The following is a 19,871-nucleotide window of genomic DNA, read 5'->3' as shown; positions in this document are numbered from 1 at the left end:
GGCACGCGAAGCCGACCCTCGTGAATGCATGCACAAGGCCCCGCCTACCATGGTGCCCGTGCAAACCCCCCTCGCCCTCATCGCCCGACGCTGGACGCCCACCCCCAGGACTCTCCGGCGCGCCGCGCTCTCGGCCGTCGTCATGAGCGTGGTCATCATCGTCACGGGTGGCGCGGTCCGGCTGACCGGTTCCGGTCTCGGCTGCGACACCTGGCCCAAGTGCACGGACGACAGCCTCTTCGCCACACCCGAGCAGGGCCTCCACGGCGCGATCGAGTTCGGCAACCGGATGCTGACCTACGTCCTGTCGGCCGCGGTCGGCTGGGCCATCATCGCGGCGCGCTCCACCGAGCCGCGGCGCCGCGGGCTGACCCGGCTCGCCTGGGCGCAGTTCTGGATCGTGGCGAGCAACGCGGTGCTGGGGGGCATCACGGTGTGGGCGGGCCTCAACCCGTGGACCGTGGCGGGGCATTTCCTGGCCGCCAACGCACTGCTCACCGTCGCGGTGATCACCTGGCACCGGGCCGGCGAGGGCGACACCGCACCGCGTCCGCGGGTCCCGCGCCCGGTCCGCAGGCTGTCCTGGGCCATCGTCGTCACCTCCGCGCTGCTGATCACGCTGGGCACCTCGGTGACCGGTTCCGGCAAGCACGCCGGTGACAGCAGCGACGTACCGCGCATGCCGTGGGACTGGGTGGACGCCGCACACATCCACGCGATCGCGGCCTGGGTGGTCTGCGCGCTGGCGCTCGCCATGTGGCTGGTGCTGCGGGTCGTGGACGCCCCCGACGACACCCGGGCCCGCGCCCGAGACCTGCTGCTGGTACTCCTGGCACAGGGCGTCATCGGCTATGTCCAGTACTTCACCCAGGTCCCCGAGGCCCTGGTCGCCGCCCACATGCTCGGGTCCGCACTGATGTGGATCGCGGTGCTGCGCCTCGCGCTCAGCCTGCGGGAGCGTCCGCAGCCGACGGCGGAGATCCCGGCGCAGAGCGACGTGGCACTGTCCCCCGCCTGAGCACGGATTCACCGCCTGGTGCCGCGGTCAGAGCCTGCTGATCAGACCGCGTCCCGCAGCCCGTAGACGCGGCGGGCGTTGGCCGAAGAGATCATCGTCGCCACCCGCTGGGCATCGGTCCGGGACCACGCACCGTCGCCGACCCAGTCGCCGAGCACCCGCGCCAGCGACTCCCGGAAGATCCTGGCGCCCACCACATGCAGCTCGGGCAGCCCGCGCGCGCCGCTGGAGAACAGCAGCTTGCCGAACGGCGCGAGCTCCAGGATCTCCGCCAGTACGGCGGCCGCCCGGGCGCCCGTGTGCACGAGCGCCGGCCCGAGGTCCGCGTACACATGCGGGAAGACACTCGCCAGATGGGCCGCGTGGCGGTGGTACGGATAACCGTGCAGCAGCACGAGGTCGGTTCCGAGCCCCGCGGTCGCCGCGGCGAAACTCGTCAGCAGCATCGGGTCCTCCACCCCCACATGGAGCTGGAGCGGCAGCCCGGAGGCGACGGCGACCCACAGCACGTGCCGCACGAGGACGGGGTCGGTGAGTGTGCCGCCGACCTGGCGCGCGGCCAGCCAGCGCCCGACCGCCCCGCGCACCTCGCCCGGGCCCGGGGGCTCGGGCGCGAGGGCGAGCCCGTGGCACACGGCGGCGACGGAGGTGAAGGCCACGGCGGACGCGGCGGCGCCGTGGACGGCTTCGGCGAGGTTGGCGAGGAAGCCCTCGACGGTGCCCGAGGTGTCGGCGACCTGTTCGGCGAGGAGTTCGAGCCGTACGATCTCGCGGGCCTCGGCCGCGCCGGCGGCGGCGATCTCCGGCGGTCCGGTGAGGTCCCCCGGCAGCCCGGTGTCCACCAGATAGGTGGAGATGCCGCTGCCTCTCAGCAGCCGTCTGCCCGCCTCCAGCACCCCGAGCTCACGGCGCCGGGCGAGGTAGCGGGCAGGCGGGCAGTGCGGTTCGAGCCCCAGCAGGGGCGGGCACCAGCGCCGGACGGCGAACCCCGTCTGGGTGTCGAAGAAGGTCGTGCCCGGCGCGGGCGGTCCCGCGGTGCGGCCCAGATGCGCCTCGAAGGTGCCGAGACCGAGCTCGGTGCGGAGCACCCCGTGACAGTACTGGTCCACGAGGGTCGGGGTGTCGATCATCCGGGCTCCCAGTCGTGGACCGTGTTTCCACAGTCCTAACGGGTGACACCCCGGCGAGGTGTTGCTCAGCCGTTGGAAGGACCGCCGACCTGGATGCCCGCCATACGGCTCCACTCGTACGGCCCTGTGCGGACCTTGGCGGCCAGGTCGCCGTCGAAGGAGTCGTGGAGGGTGAGGCCTGCCTTCTCGGCGGCCGCGGCCGCGATCGCGTGGTTCGGCGCGACGAGGTCGCCCCACTCGCCGTCCTCGCCGATGAGCACGATCCGGGTGCCCGCCTGGCCGAGGTACTCGATGGTCCCGTCGGCGCCGCCGTGCGCCTTGGCGAAGGCGCCGATCTGCTTGGCGATCCGGGCCGCCTTGCGCTCCACCTGGCTGTCTGCCTGCTGCGTGTCTGCCATGGGGCGATGCTACTCGCGGGTAGTGGGCACCGGCCACGGCGGGTGCACGTGGCATGGGCCACGGCCGGGGGCTGAACACAGGAAGGAACGTCCTGCGCCGGAAGGCGTCCGGCGCAGGAAGGGTCTAGCGCAGGAAGGGGTCCACCGCGACCGCCACGAACAGCAGCGAGACATAGGTGATGGACCAGTGGAAGAGCCGCATCTCCTTGAGCTTGCCGCCCATCACCTCGGCCTTGGCCCGTGCCTGGAGCGCGTGCGCCTCCCACAGCCACCAGCCGCCCGCCGCCAGCGCCACCACCGTGTAGAACCAGCCGGTGTAGCCGAGCGGGGTGAGCAGCAGGGAGACCGCGACCATCACCCAGCTGTAGAGGACGATCTGGCGGGCCACCACCTTGTTGGAGGCGACGACCGGGAGCATCGGCACACCGACGCGCGCGTAGTCCTCCTTCACCTTCATCGACAGCGGCCAGTAGTGCGGCGGCGTCCAGAAGAAGATGACGAGGAAGAGGATGAGCGCGGCCCAGGACACCGAGTTGGTGACGGCGGACCAGCCGATCAGGACCGGCATACAGCCGGCGATGCCGCCCCACACGATGTTCTGCGCGGTGCGCCGCTTCAGGATCATCGTGTAGACGACGACGTAGAAGAGGAGCGCGCCGAGCGAGAGCGCCGCCGACAGCCAGTTGACGAGCAGTCCGAACCAGAGGGTGGAGACCACCGTGAGGGTGAGGCCGAAGACCAGGCCCTCGCGCGGCGACACCATGCCGGTCACCAGGGGCCGCTGCGACGTCCGGTCCATGAGGGCGTCGATGTCGCGGTCGATGTACATGTTGAGCGCGTTCGCGCCACCCGCGGAGAGATAACCGCCGACACAGGTGGTGAGCACCAGCCACAGGTCGGGCACGTCCTGAGCGGCCAGGAACATCACCGGCACCGTGGTGATCAGCAGCAGCTCGATGATCCGCGGCTTGGTCAACGCCACGAAGGCCTTGACCCGGGCCCCGAACGGTCGGTGACCGCGGTTCCTGCGGAACTCCCCCGCGGCCTCGACGGCATGGGCGGTGCCACCACCCGCTGGACGGGATTCGACGGCCGTCACGCACACCCCTGACAGAGACTCCTTGCAAGCCCGGGCAAGGAGAAAGGGCCCGGTAAAGACTTGCGCGTACCACGCCACTCTAGACGTTGCCCATACGTCGTCCCGCACGGGGGTGGCGTCGTGTTGAGCAGCGACCCCGGCCTGTGCGTATAGGTCGTCGAAGCTCCTCGAGCACGCCGCCGGGAGGCGAAGTCGTCCCCGGGACTGCACCCTGGCTGTGTCCGATATTTCGAAAGGCATGCACTCGAAAAGGTGCGCGTTGTTCCGGGGGTAGGCTCGACAACGCCCGGTGCTTCCGTCGTCACCGGGATACGACATGTGGAGAGGAGCCCTGACTCAGGGTGAGCACCAAGCCGACCACCACAGACCTCGAGTGGACCGATCTGGACCAGCGGGCCGTCGATACCGTCCGCGTCCTGGCCATGGATTCCGTACAGAAGGTCGGCAACGGCCACCCCGGTACGGCCATGAGCCTCGCGCCCGCCGCGTACGTCCTGTTCCAGAAGCTGATGCAGCACGACCCGGCCGACCCCGACTGGACCGGCCGTGACCGGTTCGTCCTGTCCGCCGGTCACTCGTCGCTGACCCTCTACATCCAGCTCTACCTGGCCGGTTACGGCCTGGAGCTCGACGACCTCAAGGCCTTCAGGACCTGGGGTTCGAGGACCCCCGGACACCCGGAGTACGGACACACCCCCGGTGTCGAGACGACGACCGGCCCGCTCGGCCAGGGTGTCGCCAACGCGGTGGGCATGGCCATGGCCGCCCGCTACGAGCGCGGTCTGTTCGACCCGGACGCAGCCCCCGGCACCTCCCCGTTCGACCACACCATCTGGGCCATCGCCGGTGACGGCTGCCTCCAGGAGGGCATCTCCTCGGAGGCGTCCTCGCTGGCCGGGCACCAGAAGCTGGGCAACCTGGTGCTGCTGTGGGACGACAACCACATCTCCATCGAGGGCGACACGGAGACGGCCGTCTCCGAGGACACCCTCAAGCGCTACGAGGCGTACGGCTGGCACGTCCAGCGCGTCGAGCAGCTGCCGAGCGGCGACCTCGACCCGGCGGGCCTCTACCGGGCCCTCCAGGCCGCCAAGGCCGAGACCGAGCGTCCCTCCTTCATCGCGGCGCGCTCGATCATCGCCTGGCCTGCCCCGCACGCGCAGAACACCGAGGCCGCCCACGGCTCGGCGCTCGGCGACGAGGAGGTCGCGGCCACCAAGCGGGTCCTCGGCTTCGACCCGGAGAAGAGCTTCGAGGTCTCCGACGAGGTCATCGCCCACACCCGCGGGGCGCTCGACCGCGGCCGTGAGGCCCGTGGCGAGTGGGAGAAGACCTTCGCCGCATGGCGCACCGCGAATCCGGAGCGCGCCGCGGAGTTCGACCGGATCCGCTCGACCGAGCTGCCCGCCGGCTGGGAGGAGAAGCTCCCCGACTTCGAGACCGGCAAGGGTGTCGCCACCCGCGCGGCCTCCGGCAAGATCCTTCAGGCGCTGGGCGCGGTCGTCCCCGAGCTGTGGGGCGGCTCCGCGGACCTGGCGGGCTCGAACAACACGACGATCGACAAGACGTCGTCGTTCCTGCCCGTGGGCAACCCGCTGCCGGGCGCCGACCCCTACGGCCGCACGATCCACTTCGGTATCCGTGAGCACGCGATGGCCGCCGTCATGAACGGCATCACGCTGCACGGCAACACCCGTGTGTACGGCGGCACCTTCCTGGTGTTCTCCGACTACATGCGCAACGCGGTGCGGCTGTCGGCCCTGATGCACCTGCCGGTCACCTACGTGTGGACGCACGACTCGATCGGTCTCGGCGAGGACGGCCCGACGCACCAGCCGGTCGAACACCTGGCCTCGCTGCGCGCCATCCCCGGTCTGAACGTCGTCCGTCCGGCGGACGCCAACGAGACCGCGATCGCGTGGCGCGAGATCATGCGCCGCTGGACCAAGGAGTTCGGCAAGGGCGCCCCGCACGGTCTGGCACTGACCCGGCAGGGTGTGCCGACCTACGAGCGCAACGAGGATGCCGCCCGCGGCGGTTACATCCTGTTCGACGCCGAGGGCGGCGAGCCCCAGGTCGTCCTGATCGGCACCGGCTCCGAGGTCCAGCTGGCCGTCGAGGCGCGCGAGCAGCTCCAGGCCGCGGGCATCCCGACCCGGGTGGTCTCGATGCCGTCGGTCGAGTGGTTCGAGGAGCAGGACCAGGCGTACCGGGACTCGGTGCTGCCGCCGGCCGTGCGGGCACGGGTGGCGGTCGAGGCCGGTATCGGACTCACCTGGCACCGCTTCGTCGGCGATGCCGGCCGCATCGTTTCGCTGGAGCACTTCGGCGCTTCGGCGGACGGCAAGGTTCTCTTCCGCGAGTTCGGCTTCACTGCCGACGAGGTCGCCAAGGCCGCGCGGGAATCTCTCGAAGCCGCCGCACGCTGACGCCGGTACACGACAAGTAGGAGATGCAACTCTCATGACAGACGCACTCAAGCGCCTCTCCGACGAAGGCGTCGCGATCTGGCTCGACGACCTGTCACGCAAGCGGATCACGTCCGGCAATCTCGCCGAACTGATCGACCAGCAGCACGTGGTGGGCGTCACCACCAACCCGTCGATCTTCCAGAAGGCGATCTCGCAGGGCGACGGCTACGACCAGCAGCTCACCGACCTCGCGGCCCGCAGGGTGACCGTCGAGGAAGCCCTGCGCATGATCACGACGGCGGACGTCCGTGACGCCGCCGACATCCTGCGTCCGGTCTACGACGCGACGCAGGGCCAGGACGGCCGGGTCTCCATCGAGGTGGACCCGCGCCTGGCGCACAACACCCGGGCCACGGTCGCCGAGGCCCGGCAGCTCGCCTGGCTGGTGGACCGGCCCAACACGCTCATCAAGATCCCGGCCACCAAGGCGGGCCTGCCGGCGATCACCGAGACCATCGGCCGCGGCATCAGCGTCAACGTGACGCTGATCTTCTCGCTGGAGCGCTACCGCGAGGTCATGGACGCGTACATCTCCGGCCTGGAGCAGGCCAAGGAGCGCGGACTCGACCTCTCGAAGATCCATTCGGTGGCGTCGTTCTTCGTGTCCCGGGTGGACACCGAGATCGACAAGCGGCTGGACGCGCTGGGCACCCCGGAGGCCAAGGAGGCGCGCGGCAAGGCGGCTCTGGCCAACGCCCGGCTCGCCTACGAGGCGTTCGAGGAGGTCTTCTCCACCGACCGCTGGGCCGCGCTCGACAAGGCGCAGGCCAACAAGCAGCGTCCGCTGTGGGCCTCGACCGGCGTCAAGGACAAGGCGTACAAGGACACGCTGTACGTCGACGAGCTGGTCGCGCCGGGCACGGTGAACACCATGCCGGAGTCGACCATGGAGGCCGTGGCCGACCACGGCCAGATCACCGGTGACACGGTTCGCGGCACGTACGACGACGCGCGCGCCGCCATCGAGGCTGTCGAAAAGCTCGGCATCAAGTACGACGACGTCGTGCAGCTGCTCGAGGACGAGGGCGTCGAGAAGTTCGAGGCGTCCTGGAACGACCTGCTCAAGTCGACCGAGGCCGAACTCAAGCGCCTCGCCCCTTCGGAGGGCTGACCACCTTGTCCGGTACGTACGAAGCCAATCCGCTTCGTGACCCCGCAGACCGACGGCTCCCGCGTATCGCGGGGCCGTCGGGCCTGGTCATTTTCGGTGTCACGGGCGATTTGTCCCGTAAAAAGCTGATGCCCGCCGTCTACGACCTGGCCAACCGGGGACTGCTCCCGCCGGGCTTCTCCCTCGTCGGGTTCGCCCGGCGCGAGTGGCACGACGAGGACTTCGCCCAGGAGGTCCACGACGCCGTCAAGGCGCACGCCCGCACCCCCTTCCGTGAGGAGGTCTGGCAGCAGCTCATCCAGGGGATGCGCTTCGTCCAGGGCGACTTCGACGACGACGACGCCTTCGAGCAACTGAAGGCGACCATAGAGGACCTGGACAAGAAGCAGGGCACCGGCGGCAACTTCGCCTTCTATCTGTCCGTCCCGCCGAAGTTCTTCCCCAAGGTCGTCCAGCAGCTCAAGAAGCACGGGCTCGCCGACCAGAAGGAGGGCTCCTGGCGCCGCGCGGTCATCGAGAAGCCGTTCGGCCACGACCTGGTCTCCGCCAAGGAGCTCAACCAGGTGGTGCACGAGGTCTTCCCGGCCAACGAGGTCTTCCGGATCGACCACTACCTCGGCAAGGAGACGGTCCAGAACATCCTGGCCCTGCGCTTCGCCAACACGCTCTTCGAGCCGATCTGGAACCGGTCGTACGTCGACCATGTGCAGATCACCATGGCCGAGGACATCGGCATCGGCGGCCGCGCCGGCTACTACGACGGCATCGGCGCCGCCCGTGACGTCATCCAGAACCACCTCCTCCAACTCCTCGCGCTGACCGCGATGGAGGAGCCCGCCTCCTTCGAGGCGGACGCCCTGGCCGCGGAGAAGACCAAGGTGCTGGGCGCGGTGAAGCTGCCCAAGGACCTCGGTACCGGTACGGTCCGCGGGCAGTACGCGGAGGGCTGGCAGGGCGGCGAGAAGGTCGTCGGCTACCTCCAGGAGGACGGGATCGACTCCAAGTCGAAGACCGACACCTACGCCGCGGTCAAGCTCGAGATCGACAACCGCCGCTGGGCGGGTGTGCCGTTCTATCTGCGGACGGGCAAGCGGCTCGGCCGCCGCGTCACCGAGATCGCCGTCGTCTTCCAGCGCGCCCCGCACTCTCCCTTCGACCACACGGCGACGGAGGAGCTGGGCCAGAACGCCCTGGTCATCCGCGTCCAGCCGGACGAGGGCGTGACCCTGCGGTTCGGCTCGAAGGTGCCGGGCACCTCGATGGAGGTACGGGACGTCTCGATGGACTTCGCCTACGGCGAGTCCTTCACCGAGTCCAGCCCCGAGGCGTACGAACGCCTCCTCCTCGACGTGCTGCTCGGCGACTCCAACCTCTTCCCGCGGGTCGAGGAGGTCGAGCGCTCCTGGATGATCCTCGACCCCGTCACGGAGTACTGGGCCAAGCACGGCAAGCCCGCCCAGTACCCGGCCGGGACCTGGGGGCCGGACGAGGCGGACGAAATGCTCGCACGAGACGGACGGAGCTGGCGTCGGCCATGAAGATCGACCTCACGGACACCACGTCCAGCAAGATCAACAAAGCACTGGTGCAGGCACGCCGGGCGATCGGCACACCGGCCGTCGGCATGGTCCTCACCCTCGTCATCGTCACCGACGAGGAGAACGCCTACGACGCGCTGAAGGCGGCCAGCGAGGCATCGCGCGAGCACCCCTCGCGCAAGCTCGTCGTCATCAAGCGGGTCTCGCGCTCCCCGCGCGACCGGGCGAAGGCACGCCTGGACGCCGAGGTGCGGGTGGGCACCGACGCCGGCACCGGCGAGACGGTGGTCCTGCGGCTGTACGGCGAGGTCATCGACCACGCCCAGTCCGTGGTGCTGCCGCTCCTGCTGCCCGACGCCCCGGTCGTCGTCTGGTGGCCGGTGAATGCGCCGCTCGACCCGGCCAAGGAGCCGCTCGGCGCCCTGGCGCAGCGACGGGTCACGGACTCCTACGCGGCCGAGGAGCCCGTGAAGGAACTCGTGGCGCGCGCCGCCGCCTACACCCCCGGCGACACCGACCTGTCCTGGGCCAGGATCACCCCCTGGCGCTCGATGCTGGCCGCCGCTCTGGACCAGGTGGCCTGCGACGTCACCGCGGTCGAGGTGGAGGGCGAGGAGTTCAACCCGAGCTGCGAGCTGCTCGCCGTGTGGCTGGCGGACCGGCTGAAGGTACCGGTCAAGCGCTCCGGATCGGCGGGCCCCGGGCTCACGGCCGTGCGCATGGAGACCTCGTGCGGTCCGATCGTGCTGGACCGGGCCGACGGCTCACTGGCCACCCTGTCCATCAAGGGTCAGCCGGATCGCGCGGTGGCCCTGAAGCGGCGCGAGACGGCCGAGCTGATCGCGGAGGAGCTCCGTCGGCTGGACCCCGACGAGATCTACGCGTCGGCGCTGCGGTTCGGGGTGCACCGGCTCTCGGACGGCGGGGACACGGCGGCCGAGAAGTCCGAGGCCACCCCGGCGAAGAAGGCTCCCGCAAAGAAGGCGGCAGCGAAGTGAGTGCGCCGCAGCTCGTCGTCCACCGCGACAAGGAGCTGATGGCGCAGGCCGCGGCGGCCCGGCTGATCACGAAGATCGTGGACGCCCAGGCCGCGCGCGGTTCGGCGTCGGTGGTCCTGACGGGCGGTCGCAACGGCAATGCGCTGCTGACCGCCCTCGGGACCTCGCCGGCCCGCGACGCGATCGACTGGGGGCGGCTGGACCTGTGGTGGGGGGACGAGCGGTTCCTCCCCGACGGCGACCCGGAGCGCAATGTCACGCAGGCCCACGCGGCCCTGCTGGACAGGGTTCCCGTGGATCCGGCCCGTGTGCATGCGATGGCTCCTTCGGACGGCGCGTACGGCAGCGACGTGGAGGCCGCGGCCGCCGCGTACGCCACCGCTCTCGCCGCCGCGGCGGGTCCGGAGGACCACGGTCCGGTCCCCCGGTTCGATGTCCTGATGCTGGGCGTCGGTCCCGACACCCATGTCGCCTCGCTCTTCCCGGAGCATCCGGCGGTGCGGGAGACCGAACGCACGGTGGTGGGCGTGCACGGTTCGCCGAAGCCGCCGCCGACCCGCATCACGCTCACACTCCCGGCGATCCGGGCGGCGCGTGAGGTGTGGCTGCTGGCGGCCGGTGAGGACAAGGCGAAGGCGGTGCAGATCGCCCTGTCGGGTGCGGGTGAGGTGCAGGCGCCCGCGGCCGGTGCGTACGGACGCAGCAGGACGCTGTGGCTGCTGGACGGGGCTGCGGCCTCGGAACTGCCGCGCGATCTGTACCCGCCGGCGTCGCCCTGACATCGCCCCTGAGGTGACGGACTCCGCGGAGTCCTGTTCCGACCGCCGCCGGCCCCGTTCCTCCGGGCCGGCGGCGGTCGGCGTACGGGCGCGGGCGCGGGGCTCACGGTGTACGGCGTACCGGCGGCGGGGCCGTCATACGGGGCCGGTCGCGCCGCCGTCCGGGCCGTCGCCTCCCCGCGCGTCCCCGTCCCGCAGCAGGAACGGTTCCAACAACCCCGGGACGGCGTCCGCCGCGAAGCCGAGACCCTCGCTCGCGTCGGCGTCGAGGACCGCGTAGGCGCCCGCTCCCGCGGCCGTCGTCGCGGTGAGGGTCAGCACCCCGGCCCGCCGCTGGAACACGGACTGTTTCACCACCCAGCCGATGACTCCCCCGCGCTGCAGCGCGACCGTCGCCCGCCGGACCGTGCCCGAGCGGGCGACGAGATAGCCGCCGCTGATGCCGTGGCCCAGGCTGCGGTAGGCGTCGAGGGCGAGGAGCACCGCGGCCGGCAGCGCGAGGACCGCGCAGCCCGCCGCGATGTACAGCAGGAGATCGGTGAGCCACAGGCCCAGCGCGGAGAGCAGGGCGAGCGGCAGGACCGCGGTCGCGAGTGCCCAGCGCAGTCTGCGGGTTCGTGCCGCCCGCGGGTGGGCGGTGAGCGGGGCGTCCGTCGGCGTCCGCGCCTCACGCAGGACCTGACCGGCCACGTCGTCCGCCACCGCCCGGGGCACCGGCGGCAGCAGCACCTTGAGGTCGGCGTGCTTGTCCTGCTCGTCGTGGGCGATGCCGGTGGCGACCGCGTCCACCCGGGCCGCACCGAACAGGCGTACGCCCAGAGGTTCGACCAGCTCGACCCCGCGCAGCCGGCGCTCCTCCATGGAGATCGAGCGCGCGGTGAACAGTCCGCGCCGCACCCGCAGGGTGCCGCCGGGCTCGCGCTCCAGCCGGTAGTTCCACCACATCTCGATCCACAGACCGAGCGAGCCGACGACGCCGGCGGCGACGGCCGCCAGAAGCAGCACCACGATCATCATCAGGACGGAGGTGTGCGAGAAACGCTCGCCCACCCAGTCGATGACCTCGCCCTGCGCCCCGAACCACTCACTGACCTGCATCACACCGCCGGCCGCCGCGCCGCCGAGCAGCGGGGCGACGAAGGAGACCGGCGCGTAGCGGATCCAGGCCAGGTCGACGGACGCGAGCTGCCCTTCGCGGTGTTCGCCGGGTGCGGCGGTGGCGGTGCGGCCGAGGAGTTCCCGGCGCAGCCGCTCGCCCTCCGCCTTGGTGACGGGGTTGAGCTCCAGCGTCGACTCACCGCCGGTGTGCTCGCCGGTGCCGATGCGCACCTTCACCAGGTCGAGGATCCGCAGCAGGGGGTTGGCCGTCAGGTCGACGCTGCGGATCCGTTCCCGGGCCAGCGAGCGCCGTTTGACCAGCAGTACTCCGGTGCGCAGTTCGGCGCGCTCGGTGCCTATTCGGTAGCGGGTCTTGCGCCAGCGCAGATACTCCGCACCCGCCCCGGCGAGCACCAGCAGGACCCCGCCGAGCAGCAGCAGGGCGATGCCGGTGCCGCTGCGGGCCTCTCCGCGGAGCCAGTCCCCGCCGGAGAGCCCCAGCAGGACGGGCAGGCAGATGCCTCCCGCGACGCCGGACATCACGGCGGCCCTCACAACCAGGGCCCGTTTGTCGAGCCGGCGCCAGTCCTCGTCAGGAGCCTGCCCTTCCGCGGTGCTCTCGCCGGACGCCGGTCGGCCCACCGTCCGTTCGCCGTCGCCGTACGCCGCGCCCGGCAGAGCGGCCTCCCCCGCGGCCGGCTCCTCCGCGGTGCTCACGTCGCGTCCCCGGGTGTCGCCTGGGTGATGTGCGTGAGCTGCTCGGCGAGTTCGGCCGCGACCTCGTGGTCAAGCCCCTCGATCTTGATCGCGCCCTTGGAGGAGGCCGTGGTGACGATGACCGTCGCCAGCCGGAAGGCGCGTTCGAGGGGCCCGCGCAGGGTGTCCACGGTCTGGATCCGGGACATCGGCGCGATCCGCCACTCCTGCCAGAAGGCGCCGCTGCGGACGTAGACCGCCTCGTCCGTGACCTCCCACCGGTGGACCCGGAACCACCAGGACGGGAAGAAGGCGGTGCACAGCAGTCCGAGCACCGCCAGTCCTGCGGCGACGGCCAGCAGCCAGGTCCGGGCGGGCCCGATCAGGGCCCCCAGCACGGCCAGCACCACGACCGGGACGCCCGTCAGCAGCAGCCACTGCACCCGCCACCAGCCGACGACCCGGTCATTGAGCGTGTTGTTCGGCGGCCTCAGCCGAACCGTCCCCTCCCCGGCGGCCATCGGCTCAACGACCGCGCAGTGAGCGGTAGGTGGCCACCAGTGCGGCGGTCGAGCCGTCCAGATCCGCGCCGCCCGTGCCCTCCGTGAGCACCGGCTCGATCCTCTTCGCGAGGACCTTGCCCAGCTCGACGCCCCACTGGTCGAAGGAGTCGATGTTCCAGATCGCTCCCTGGACGAACACCTTGTGCTCGTACAGCGCGATCAGCTGGCCGAGGACCGAGGGGGTGAGCTCGTCGGCGAGGATCGTGGTCGTGGGGCGGTTGCCGGGGAAGGTCTTGTGCGGCACCAGTTCCTCGGGCACGCCCTCCGCCCGTACCTCGTCGGGCGTCTTGCCGAAGGCGAGCGCCTGCGTCTGCGCGAAGAAGTTGGCCATCAGCAGGTCGTGCTGGGCGACGAGGCCGGGCAGCAGGTCGTCGACCGGATTGGCGAAGCCGATGAAGTCCGCCGGGATGAGCTTCGTCCCCTGGTGGATCAACTGGTAGTACGCGTGCTGTCCGTTGGTGCCGGGCGTGCCCCACACCACCGGACCGGTCTGCCACTCCACCCGGTTGCCCTCGCGGTCCACCGACTTGCCGTTGGACTCCATGTCCAGCTGCTGGAGGTAGGCGGTGAACTTGCTCAGATAGTGGGAGTACGGCAGTACCGCGTGCGACTGGGCGTCGAAGAAGTCGCCGTACCAGACCCCGAGCAGGCCGAGCAGCATCGGCGCGTTGGACTCGGCGGGGGCGGTCCGGAAGTGCTCGTCGACGAGGTGGAACCCGTCGAGCATCTCGCGGAAGCGGTCCGGGCCGATCGCGATCATCAGCGAGAGGCCGATGGCGGAGTCGAACGAGTAGCGCCCGCCGACCCAGTCCCAGAACTCGAACATGTTGGCCGTGTCGATGCCGAAGTCGGAGACCTTCTCGGCGTTGGTCGACAGGGCCACGAAGTGCTTGGCCACGGCCTCCTGACCGGCCTTCAGCTCGGTGAGCAGCCAGTCGCGCGCGGAGGTTGCGTTGGTGATGGTCTCGATCGTGGTGAAGGTCTTGGACGCGATGATGAACAGCGTCTCGGACGCGTCCAGCTCACGGACGGCCTCGTGCAGATCGGCACCGTCGACGTTGGAGACGAAATGGAACGTCAGATCGCGGGCGGTGTAGGCGCGCAGCGCCTCGTACGCCATGGCGGGGCCGAGGTCGGATCCGCCGATGCCGATGTTCACGACGTTCTTGATGCGCTTGCCGGTGTGACCGGTCCACTCGCCCGAACGGATCCGGTCCGCGAACGCGGCCATCGTGTCGAGCACCGCGTGCACGGCCGGCACCACGTTCTCGCCGTCGACCTCGACGACGGCGTCCCGCGGGGCCCGCAGGGCCGTGTGCAGGACGGCGCGGTTCTCGGTGGTGTTGATCTTCTCGCCACGGAACATCGCGTCCCGCAGCCCGGTGACGTCGGTCGCCGCCGCCAGCTCACGCAGCAGCGTCAGCGTCTCGTCCGTCACCAGGTGCTTGGAGTAGTCGAGGTGGAGGTTGCCGACCTGGAGGGTGTACCTGCTGCCGCGCTGCGCGTCGGCCGCGAACAGCTCCCGCAGCTGCGTCCCTCCGAGTTGCTCGCGGTGCTTGCCGAGAGCAGCCCATTCGGGCGTCTTGTTGAGCCTGGTACGGCCGTCTGCGTTCATTCTGGACATCAGCCCACTTCTCTTGTACCTGCCTGCATGCCCCGCTGCCTTTCCAACCTAGTTGATCAGACCGGCCAGCGAGGCGACAGCAGGCACGAACAGCGCCGCCGCGAGCAGTGCCGGAGCGTTGCCTCCCCAGGCGGCCGCCGCCGCGCCGCCGGCGAGGGCGCCGAGCGGAGCGCCGGCGACGCCGAGGGTGCGGAACGCCGAGCTGATCCGGCCGAGCATGTCCGCCGGGCTGCGTTCCTGCACCAGCGTCGCCTGGTTGACGTTCCACACCATGCTCATGACGCCGAAGACCGCCATCGCGGCGACCGTCACCCACAACGCGCGGACCGTCCCGGTGATCAGCAGACAGCCGGCCTGCACGGTCCCGGCGACGAACACGCTGCGGATGCGCCCGACGCGCTCCGCGAGCCGGCGGGCCACCAGCCCGCCCGTCACGCTTCCGGCTCCCACGGCGGTCAGCACCGCCGCGTACGCCCCGCTGCCCGCGTCCAGCCAGCCGGTGACATGGACGACGAGGGTGGCGATGAGCGCGCCCATGCCGATGTTGCAGAGGGTGGTGGCCACGCACAGGCGGCGCAGCGCGGGATCGCTCCACAACCGGCGCAGCCCTTCCCCGATCTCCGCCCGCAGGGTGCTTCCGGCGGGCCTCGGCGCCCGCTCCGGCGCCCGCAGGCGCAGGGAGGCGATCAGGGCCGCGGCCACGAGATAGGTGACGGCATCCGCCGCGTACGGCACGGCCGCGCCGGCGAGGAGGAGCACCGGCACGACGGGCGCGGCCAGAAAGGCCCCGACGATCTGCTGTGCGGTCATCAGCCGGGCGTTGGCCCCGGCGAGCGCGCCCTCGGGGACCAGGGCGGGCAGCAGCGCGGTCGCGGCGTTGTCGAAGAGCGTCTGGAGGGTGGTGAGGGCGAAGGCGAGCGCCAGCAGCAAGGCGACCGATCCGAGTCCCTGCCAGACCGCCAGGGCGAAGGCCGCCATCAGCAGGCCGCGCAGCAGGTCCACGGCCCACATGGCCCGCCGCTGGTCCACGCGGTCGGCGACCGCGCCGCCCAGCAGCCCGAAGAGCAGCCAGGGCAGATATCCGCAGGCGGTCACCGAGGCGATCAGCAGCGGATCGTCGGTGAGCGAGGCGGCGAGCAGCGGCATGGCGGCAAGTCGCAGTGCGTCGCCGAACTTGGAGACGACGGCTGCCGCCCACAGCCGTCCGAATCCCCCGCGCCAGGAGACGCTCCGCGCCTCCACCGTCCCGGCCGTCGTCACAACGTCCCCTTCCCGTCCCATGATCCGGGACGCTACGGGGTGCCACTGACAATCGGCCCGGCCGGCGAGAGGGGGCGGGAAAAGCAGACCGGCCGGGCACCGTGAGGTGTCCGGCCGGACGCAAGTTCTAGATCTCGCCCCGCAGTTTGGCAAGCGCTTCGGCGAGGATCGCCTCGCCGTCCGCGTCGCTGCGCCGCTCGCGTACATACGCGAGGTGCGTCTTGTACGGCTCGGTCCGCGGCGGGTCCGGCGGGTTGTCCCGGTCCTGACCGGCCGGGAACCCGCAGCGCGGGCAGTCCCAAGTGTCAGGGACCTGTGCGTCGCTGGCGAAGCTCGGCTGCGTCTCGTGCCCGTTCGAGCACCAGAAGGAGATGCGCAGGCGTGGCGCGGACTCGCCACGCTCGGCCTCGCCCATCGGCCCCGCTCCGACCCGGCTTCCCCGGATCGCGTTGCCACTTGCCACGGTCGTAACTCCCTGCGTGATGGTGCTGCACAGCCTCTCACAGCGGCTGCGCCGCGGTGCCCCAGTCTACGTAAGGCCCAACGCTCGTCCAGTGGTGGGAGTTACACCCCAGCCCGGGACGCGGAAGGCGCGGGTCAGCTGTCCAGCTTCATCAGCAGACCAAGTACGACAATGCACGCGAACCACAGCAGACCGACCACCACGGTGATGCGGTCGAGGTTGCGCTCGGCGACCGAGGAGCCGCCCACGGACGACTGCATGCCACCGCCGAACATGTCGGAGAGGCCGCCGCCCTTCCCCTTGTGCATCAGCACGAGCAGCATCAGCAGCAGGCTGAAAGCGATCAGGGCGATCGAGAACCCCATAACCACGGCTGGACCCTACTTCCTGGCAATTCTCTCGGGACATCTACGGACGAGCGGGGGCCCGGGCTCCACAGCCTCAGGCCCCCGCAAGGGTACGACGGATCCGCGCTACCGCATACTCACTGGTCGCGGAACCGGACGATCTTGACGAACTCGTCGGCGTCCAGTGCCGCGCCACCGACCAGAGCGCCGTCCACATCGGGCTGCGCCATGATCGCGGCGACGTTTCCGGACTTCACGGAGCCGCCGTACTGGATGCGCACCTTGTCGGCGAGCTCCTGCGAGTACAGCTCGGCCAGCCGCCCGCGGATCGCCCCGCAGACCTCCTGGGCGTCCTCCGGGGTGGCGACCTCACCGGTGCCGATGGCCCACACGGGCTCGTACGCGATCACGATGGACTCGGCCTGCTCGGCCGGGACGTCCTTCAGACCGCCTTCGAGCTGGTTCAGCGTGTACTGGACCTGCTGGCCGGCCTTGCGGACGTCCAGGCCCTCGCCGATGCAGAGGATCGGGGTCAGACCGTGCCGGAACGCGGCCTTCACCTTGGCGTTGCAGATCTCGTCCGTCTCGGCGTGGTACTGCCGGCGCTCGGAGTGGCCCACCGCGACATAGGTGCACTTCAGCTTGGCCAGCATCAGGCCCGAGATCTCGCCGGTGTACGCGCCGGAGTCGTGCGCCGAGAGGTCCTGGGCGCCGTACTTGATCTTCAGCTTGTCGCCGTCGACCAAGGTCTGGACGGACCGCAGGTCGGTGAAGGGCGGCAGGACCGACACCTCCACGGCGTCGTAGTCCTTGTCGGACAGCGCGAAGGCGAGCTTCTGGACGTGGGCGATGGCCTCGAGGTGGTTGAGGTTCATCTTCCAGTTGCCCGCCATCAGCGGGGTACGGGTGGTCATGAGTGAGTCAGTCCTCCAGTGCGGCGAGGCCGGGAAGCGTCTTGCCCTCGAGGTACTCGAGGCTTGCGCCGCCACCGGTCGAGATGTGGCCGAATGCCTTCTCGTCGAAGCCCAGGATCCGCACGGCCGCGGCGGAGTCCCCGCCGCCGACCACGCTGAAGGCCGGGGACTCGACGAGCGCCTGGGCGACGGCCTTGGTGCCCTCGGCGTAGTCGGGGTGCTCGAAGACGCCCATCGGCCCGTTCCAGAAAACGGTGGCCGCGTCGGCGAGCTTCGATGCGTACAGCTTGCGGGTCTCGGGACCGATGTCCAGACCCTCCTCGTCGGCCGGGATCGCGTCCGCGGCGACGACGGTGGGATGGGCCGGGGCCTTGGTCTTGAGGTCCGGGAATTCCGGGGCGACCAGGACGTCGACGGGGAGCACGAACTCCACGCCCTTCGCCTCGGCGCGCGTCAGGTACTCCTTGACCGCCGGGATCTGGTCCTCCTGGAGCAGCGAGATGCCGACCTCGTGGCCCTGGGCCTTGAGGAAGGTGTACGCCATGCCGCCGCCGATCAGGATGCGGTCGGCCTTCTCCAGCAGATGGTCGATCACACCGAGCTTGTCGGAGACCTTGGCTCCGCCGAGCACGACGACGTACGGGCGTGCCACGTCCTCCGTGAGCTTCTTGAGGACGCCGACCTCGGTGGCGATCAGCTGGCCGGCCGCGTGCGGCAGGCGGGCCGGCAGGTCGTACACGGAGGCGTGCTTGCGGTGCACGGCGCCGAAGCCGTCGCCGACGTACACATCGGCCAGGGCGGCGAGCTCGTCGGCGAAGGCGCCGCGCTCGGCGTCGTCCTTGCTCGTCTCACCGGGGTTGAAGCGGAGGTTCTCGATCACCGCGACCTGGCCGTCCGCCAGGCCGGCGACGACGGAGCGGGCCGACTCGCCGACGGTGTCGGTCGCGAAGGCGACGTCGGTGCCGAGCAGTTCACCGAGCCGGGCGGCCGCGGGGGCCAGCGAGAAGGCCGGGTCCGGGGCGCCCTTGGGGCGGCCGAGGTGGGAGGCGACGACGACGCGGGCGCCGGCCTCGGCGAGCTTGGCGACGGTCGGCTGGACGGCCCGGATACGGCCGTCGTCGGTGATGGTGGTGCCGTCGAGCGGCACGTTCAGGTCGGCGCGGACGAAAACGCGCTGACCCGCGACCCCTTCTGCAAGAAGCTGGTCGATCGTCTTCATGGTCAGAACTCCTGGGACGGCGGGACGTGCGACAGGGCTCGAACCGCGCCACACTGCGCGTGCCCGAGCCCTGTCGCTCACATCGGGGTGCTCTCGGTGCCGGTCGGAGCTGTCAGAGCCGGCCGCCGACGAAGACCGTGAGGTCCACGAGGCGGTTGGAGTAGCCCCACTCGTTGTCGTACCAGCCGAGGATCTTCACCGTGTTGCCCTCCTGGACCATGGTCAGGGAGGAGTCGAAGGTGCAGGAGGCCGGGTCGCCGACGATGTCCGAGGAGACGATCGGGTCCTCGGTGTAGGTCAGGAAGCCCTTGAGGTCGCCGTCGTCGGACGCCTTCTTGAACGCGGCGTTGACCTCGTCCTTGGTGACCTCGCGCTGCAGCGTCACGACCAGGTCGGTGGCCGAACCGGTCGGGACCGGGACGCGCATCGCGATGCCGTCGAGCTTGCCCTTGAGCTGCGGGAGGACCAGAGCGGTGGCCTTCGCGGCACCCGTCGTGGTCGGAATGATGTTCTCGGCCGCGGCGCGGGCGCGACGCAGGTCCGAGTGCGGGAAGTCCAGGATGCGCTGGTCGTTGGTGTACGCGTGGACCGTGGTCATCAGGCCCTTGACGATGCCGAAGTTCTCGTCGAGAACCTTGGCCATCGGCGCCACACAGTTGGTGGTGCAGGAGGCGTTGGAGATGACGTGGTGCTTGTCCGCGTCGTACTTGTCCTGGTTGACGCCCATCACGATGGTGATGTCCTCGTCCTTGGCCGGAGCCGAGATGAGGACCTTCTTGGCGCCGCCCGCGATGTGCTTCGCGGCGTCCGCCTTCTTCGTGAAGATGCCGGTCGACTCGACGACGATGTCGACGCCCAGCTCGCCCCACGGGATGTCGGCGGGGTTGCGCTCGGAGAGCACCTTGATCGTGTGGCCGTCGACCGTGATGGTGTCGGCGGTGTGGGTCACCTCGGCCTTGAGGCGGCCCAGGATCGTGTCGTACTTCAGCAAGTGGGCCGTGGTCGCAGTGTCACCCAGGTCGTTGACAGCCACGATCTCGATGTCTGCACCCTGCTCCAGCAGCGCGCGGAAGTAGTTACGACCGATGCGGCCAAAGCCGTTGATGCCTACGCGGATCGTCACGAACCGATCTCCTCGTTAGGTA

The 19,871-nt window shown here is 70.4% G+C and carries 18 protein-coding genes; 6 read left to right on the top strand and 12 right to left on the bottom strand.

Annotated features, from left to right (window positions below):
* Positions 1-49: 49 nt before the first annotated feature.
* A complete protein-coding gene (locus tag RPQ07_RS28290; protein ID WP_313947028.1) occupies positions 50-1,018 on the top strand; it encodes a COX15/CtaA family protein in 969 nt (322 codons plus the stop codon).
* 41 nt (positions 1,019-1,059) lie between these two features.
* Here RPQ07_RS28290 and RPQ07_RS28285 read toward each other — a convergent pair whose 3' ends face one another.
* From RPQ07_RS28285 to RPQ07_RS28275, 3 genes are all read right to left on the bottom strand, one after another.
* A complete protein-coding gene (locus tag RPQ07_RS28285) occupies positions 1,060-2,148 on the bottom strand; it encodes an amidohydrolase family protein (RefSeq protein ID WP_313947027.1) in 1,089 nt (362 codons plus the stop codon).
* 65 nt (positions 2,149-2,213) lie between these two features.
* Complete coding sequence (locus RPQ07_RS28280) at positions 2,214-2,546, bottom strand: hypothetical protein (protein WP_313947026.1); 333 nt, start codon at positions 2,544-2,546, stop codon at positions 2,214-2,216.
* Positions 2,547-2,670: 124 nt separating this feature from the next.
* Entirely contained in the window at positions 2,671-3,645 is a 975-nt protein-coding gene (locus tag RPQ07_RS28275) for a heme o synthase (protein ID WP_391839490.1), read from the bottom strand.
* 341 nt (positions 3,646-3,986) lie between these two features.
* Between RPQ07_RS28275 and tkt the strand changes: the two genes are divergently transcribed.
* The 5 genes from tkt to pgl are packed head-to-tail and all read left to right on the top strand — an operon-like array spanning position 3,987 to position 10,542.
* Positions 3,987-6,074 (top strand): transketolase, encoded by a 2,088-nt coding sequence (gene tkt, locus RPQ07_RS28270; RefSeq protein ID WP_313947024.1) that lies wholly within the window; start codon positions 3,987-3,989, stop codon positions 6,072-6,074.
* Positions 6,075-6,108: 34 nt separating this feature from the next.
* Positions 6,109-7,227, top strand: a complete 1,119-nt coding sequence (gene tal / locus RPQ07_RS28265) for a transaldolase (RefSeq protein WP_313947023.1) — start codon at positions 6,109-6,111, stop codon at positions 7,225-7,227.
* Positions 7,228-7,232: 5 nt separating this feature from the next.
* Entirely contained in the window at positions 7,233-8,765 is a 1,533-nt protein-coding gene (gene zwf / locus RPQ07_RS28260) for a glucose-6-phosphate dehydrogenase (RefSeq protein ID WP_313947022.1), read from the top strand.
* A complete protein-coding gene (gene opcA, locus RPQ07_RS28255) occupies positions 8,762-9,763 on the top strand; it encodes a glucose-6-phosphate dehydrogenase assembly protein OpcA (RefSeq protein ID WP_313947021.1) in 1,002 nt (333 codons plus the stop codon). Before zwf ends, opcA begins: the two co-directional genes overlap by 4 nt.
* Positions 9,760-10,542 (top strand): 6-phosphogluconolactonase, encoded by a 783-nt coding sequence (pgl, locus tag RPQ07_RS28250; protein WP_313947020.1) that lies wholly within the window; start codon positions 9,760-9,762, stop codon positions 10,540-10,542. The genes opcA and pgl overlap by 4 nt, the downstream gene beginning before the upstream one ends.
* A gap of 135 nt (positions 10,543-10,677) precedes the next feature.
* On the opposite strand, the gene RPQ07_RS28245 is transcribed toward pgl, so the two are convergent.
* The 9 genes from RPQ07_RS28245 to gap all read right to left on the bottom strand — a co-directional run bounded on the left by RPQ07_RS28245 (position 10,678) and on the right by gap (position 19,849).
* Complete coding sequence (locus RPQ07_RS28245) at positions 10,678-12,180, bottom strand: PH domain-containing protein (RefSeq protein WP_413777852.1); 1,503 nt, start codon at positions 12,178-12,180, stop codon at positions 10,678-10,680.
* A gap of 173 nt (positions 12,181-12,353) precedes the next feature.
* A complete protein-coding gene (locus RPQ07_RS28240; protein WP_313947019.1) occupies positions 12,354-12,857 on the bottom strand; it encodes a PH domain-containing protein in 504 nt (167 codons plus the stop codon).
* 4 nt (positions 12,858-12,861) lie between these two features.
* Positions 12,862-14,514, bottom strand: coding sequence for a glucose-6-phosphate isomerase (gene pgi / locus RPQ07_RS28235; protein WP_313949057.1), 1,653 nt, complete (start codon positions 14,512-14,514; stop codon positions 12,862-12,864).
* Positions 14,515-14,571: 57 nt separating this feature from the next.
* Positions 14,572-15,783, bottom strand: coding sequence for an MFS transporter (locus RPQ07_RS28230; protein ID WP_313947018.1), 1,212 nt, complete (start codon positions 15,781-15,783; stop codon positions 14,572-14,574).
* A 127-nt stretch (positions 15,784-15,910) separates the two neighbouring features.
* The gene (locus tag RPQ07_RS28225; RefSeq protein WP_003957010.1) at positions 15,911-16,246 is read right to left on the bottom strand and encodes an RNA polymerase-binding protein RbpA; all 336 of its coding nucleotides are present in this window, start codon (positions 16,244-16,246) and stop codon (positions 15,911-15,913) included.
* Between the two features lie 134 nt (positions 16,247-16,380).
* The gene (secG, locus tag RPQ07_RS28220) at positions 16,381-16,611 is read right to left on the bottom strand and encodes a preprotein translocase subunit SecG (RefSeq protein WP_313949056.1); all 231 of its coding nucleotides are present in this window, start codon (positions 16,609-16,611) and stop codon (positions 16,381-16,383) included.
* Between the two features lie 119 nt (positions 16,612-16,730).
* Complete coding sequence (gene tpiA / locus RPQ07_RS28215) at positions 16,731-17,507, bottom strand: triose-phosphate isomerase (protein ID WP_313947017.1); 777 nt, start codon at positions 17,505-17,507, stop codon at positions 16,731-16,733.
* 7 nt (positions 17,508-17,514) lie between these two features.
* Positions 17,515-18,726: a phosphoglycerate kinase gene (locus RPQ07_RS28210; RefSeq protein WP_313947016.1), complete on the bottom strand. Its 1,212-nt coding sequence runs from the start codon at positions 18,724-18,726 to the stop codon at positions 17,515-17,517.
* A 112-nt stretch (positions 18,727-18,838) separates the two neighbouring features.
* Positions 18,839-19,849, bottom strand: coding sequence for a type I glyceraldehyde-3-phosphate dehydrogenase (gap, locus tag RPQ07_RS28205; protein WP_313947015.1), 1,011 nt, complete (start codon positions 19,847-19,849; stop codon positions 18,839-18,841).
* Positions 19,850-19,871: the final 22 nt, after the last annotated feature.

The sequence above is a fragment of the Streptomyces sp. AM8-1-1 genome (assembly GCF_032229325.1).
In the GTDB taxonomy this organism is placed as follows: Bacteria; Actinomycetota; Actinomycetes; order Streptomycetales; family Streptomycetaceae; genus Streptomyces; species Streptomyces achmelvichensis.
Note: the sequence above shows the minus strand (reverse complement) of the source record. Positions and strands in the feature narration are given on the sequence as shown.

Coding starts and splice junctions, on each gene's coding strand:
- RPQ07_RS28290 (WP_313947028.1), top strand. CDS start 50: ATGGTGCCCGTGCAAACCCCCCTCGCCCTCATCGCCCGACGCTGGACG.
- RPQ07_RS28285 (WP_313947027.1), bottom strand. CDS start 2,148: ATGATCGACACCCCGACCCTCGTGGACCAGTACTGTCACGGGGTGCTC.
- RPQ07_RS28280 (WP_313947026.1), bottom strand. CDS start 2,546: ATGGCAGACACGCAGCAGGCAGACAGCCAGGTGGAGCGCAAGGCGGCC.
- tal (WP_313947023.1), top strand. CDS start 6,109: ATGACAGACGCACTCAAGCGCCTCTCCGACGAAGGCGTCGCGATCTGG.
- opcA (WP_313947021.1), top strand. CDS start 8,762: ATGAAGATCGACCTCACGGACACCACGTCCAGCAAGATCAACAAAGCA.
- RPQ07_RS28245 (WP_413777852.1), bottom strand. CDS start 12,180: ATGTCCGGCGTCGCGGGAGGCATCTGCCTGCCCGTCCTGCTGGGGCTC.
- RPQ07_RS28240 (WP_313947019.1), bottom strand. CDS start 12,857: ATGGCCGCCGGGGAGGGGACGGTTCGGCTGAGGCCGCCGAACAACACG.
- pgi (WP_313949057.1), bottom strand. CDS start 14,514: ATGAACGCAGACGGCCGTACCAGGCTCAACAAGACGCCCGAATGGGCT.
- secG (WP_313949056.1), bottom strand. CDS start 16,611: ATGGGGTTCTCGATCGCCCTGATCGCTTTCAGCCTGCTGCTGATGCTG.
- tpiA (WP_313947017.1), bottom strand. CDS start 17,507: ATGACCACCCGTACCCCGCTGATGGCGGGCAACTGGAAGATGAACCTC.
- RPQ07_RS28210 (WP_313947016.1), bottom strand. CDS start 18,726: ATGAAGACGATCGACCAGCTTCTTGCAGAAGGGGTCGCGGGTCAGCGC.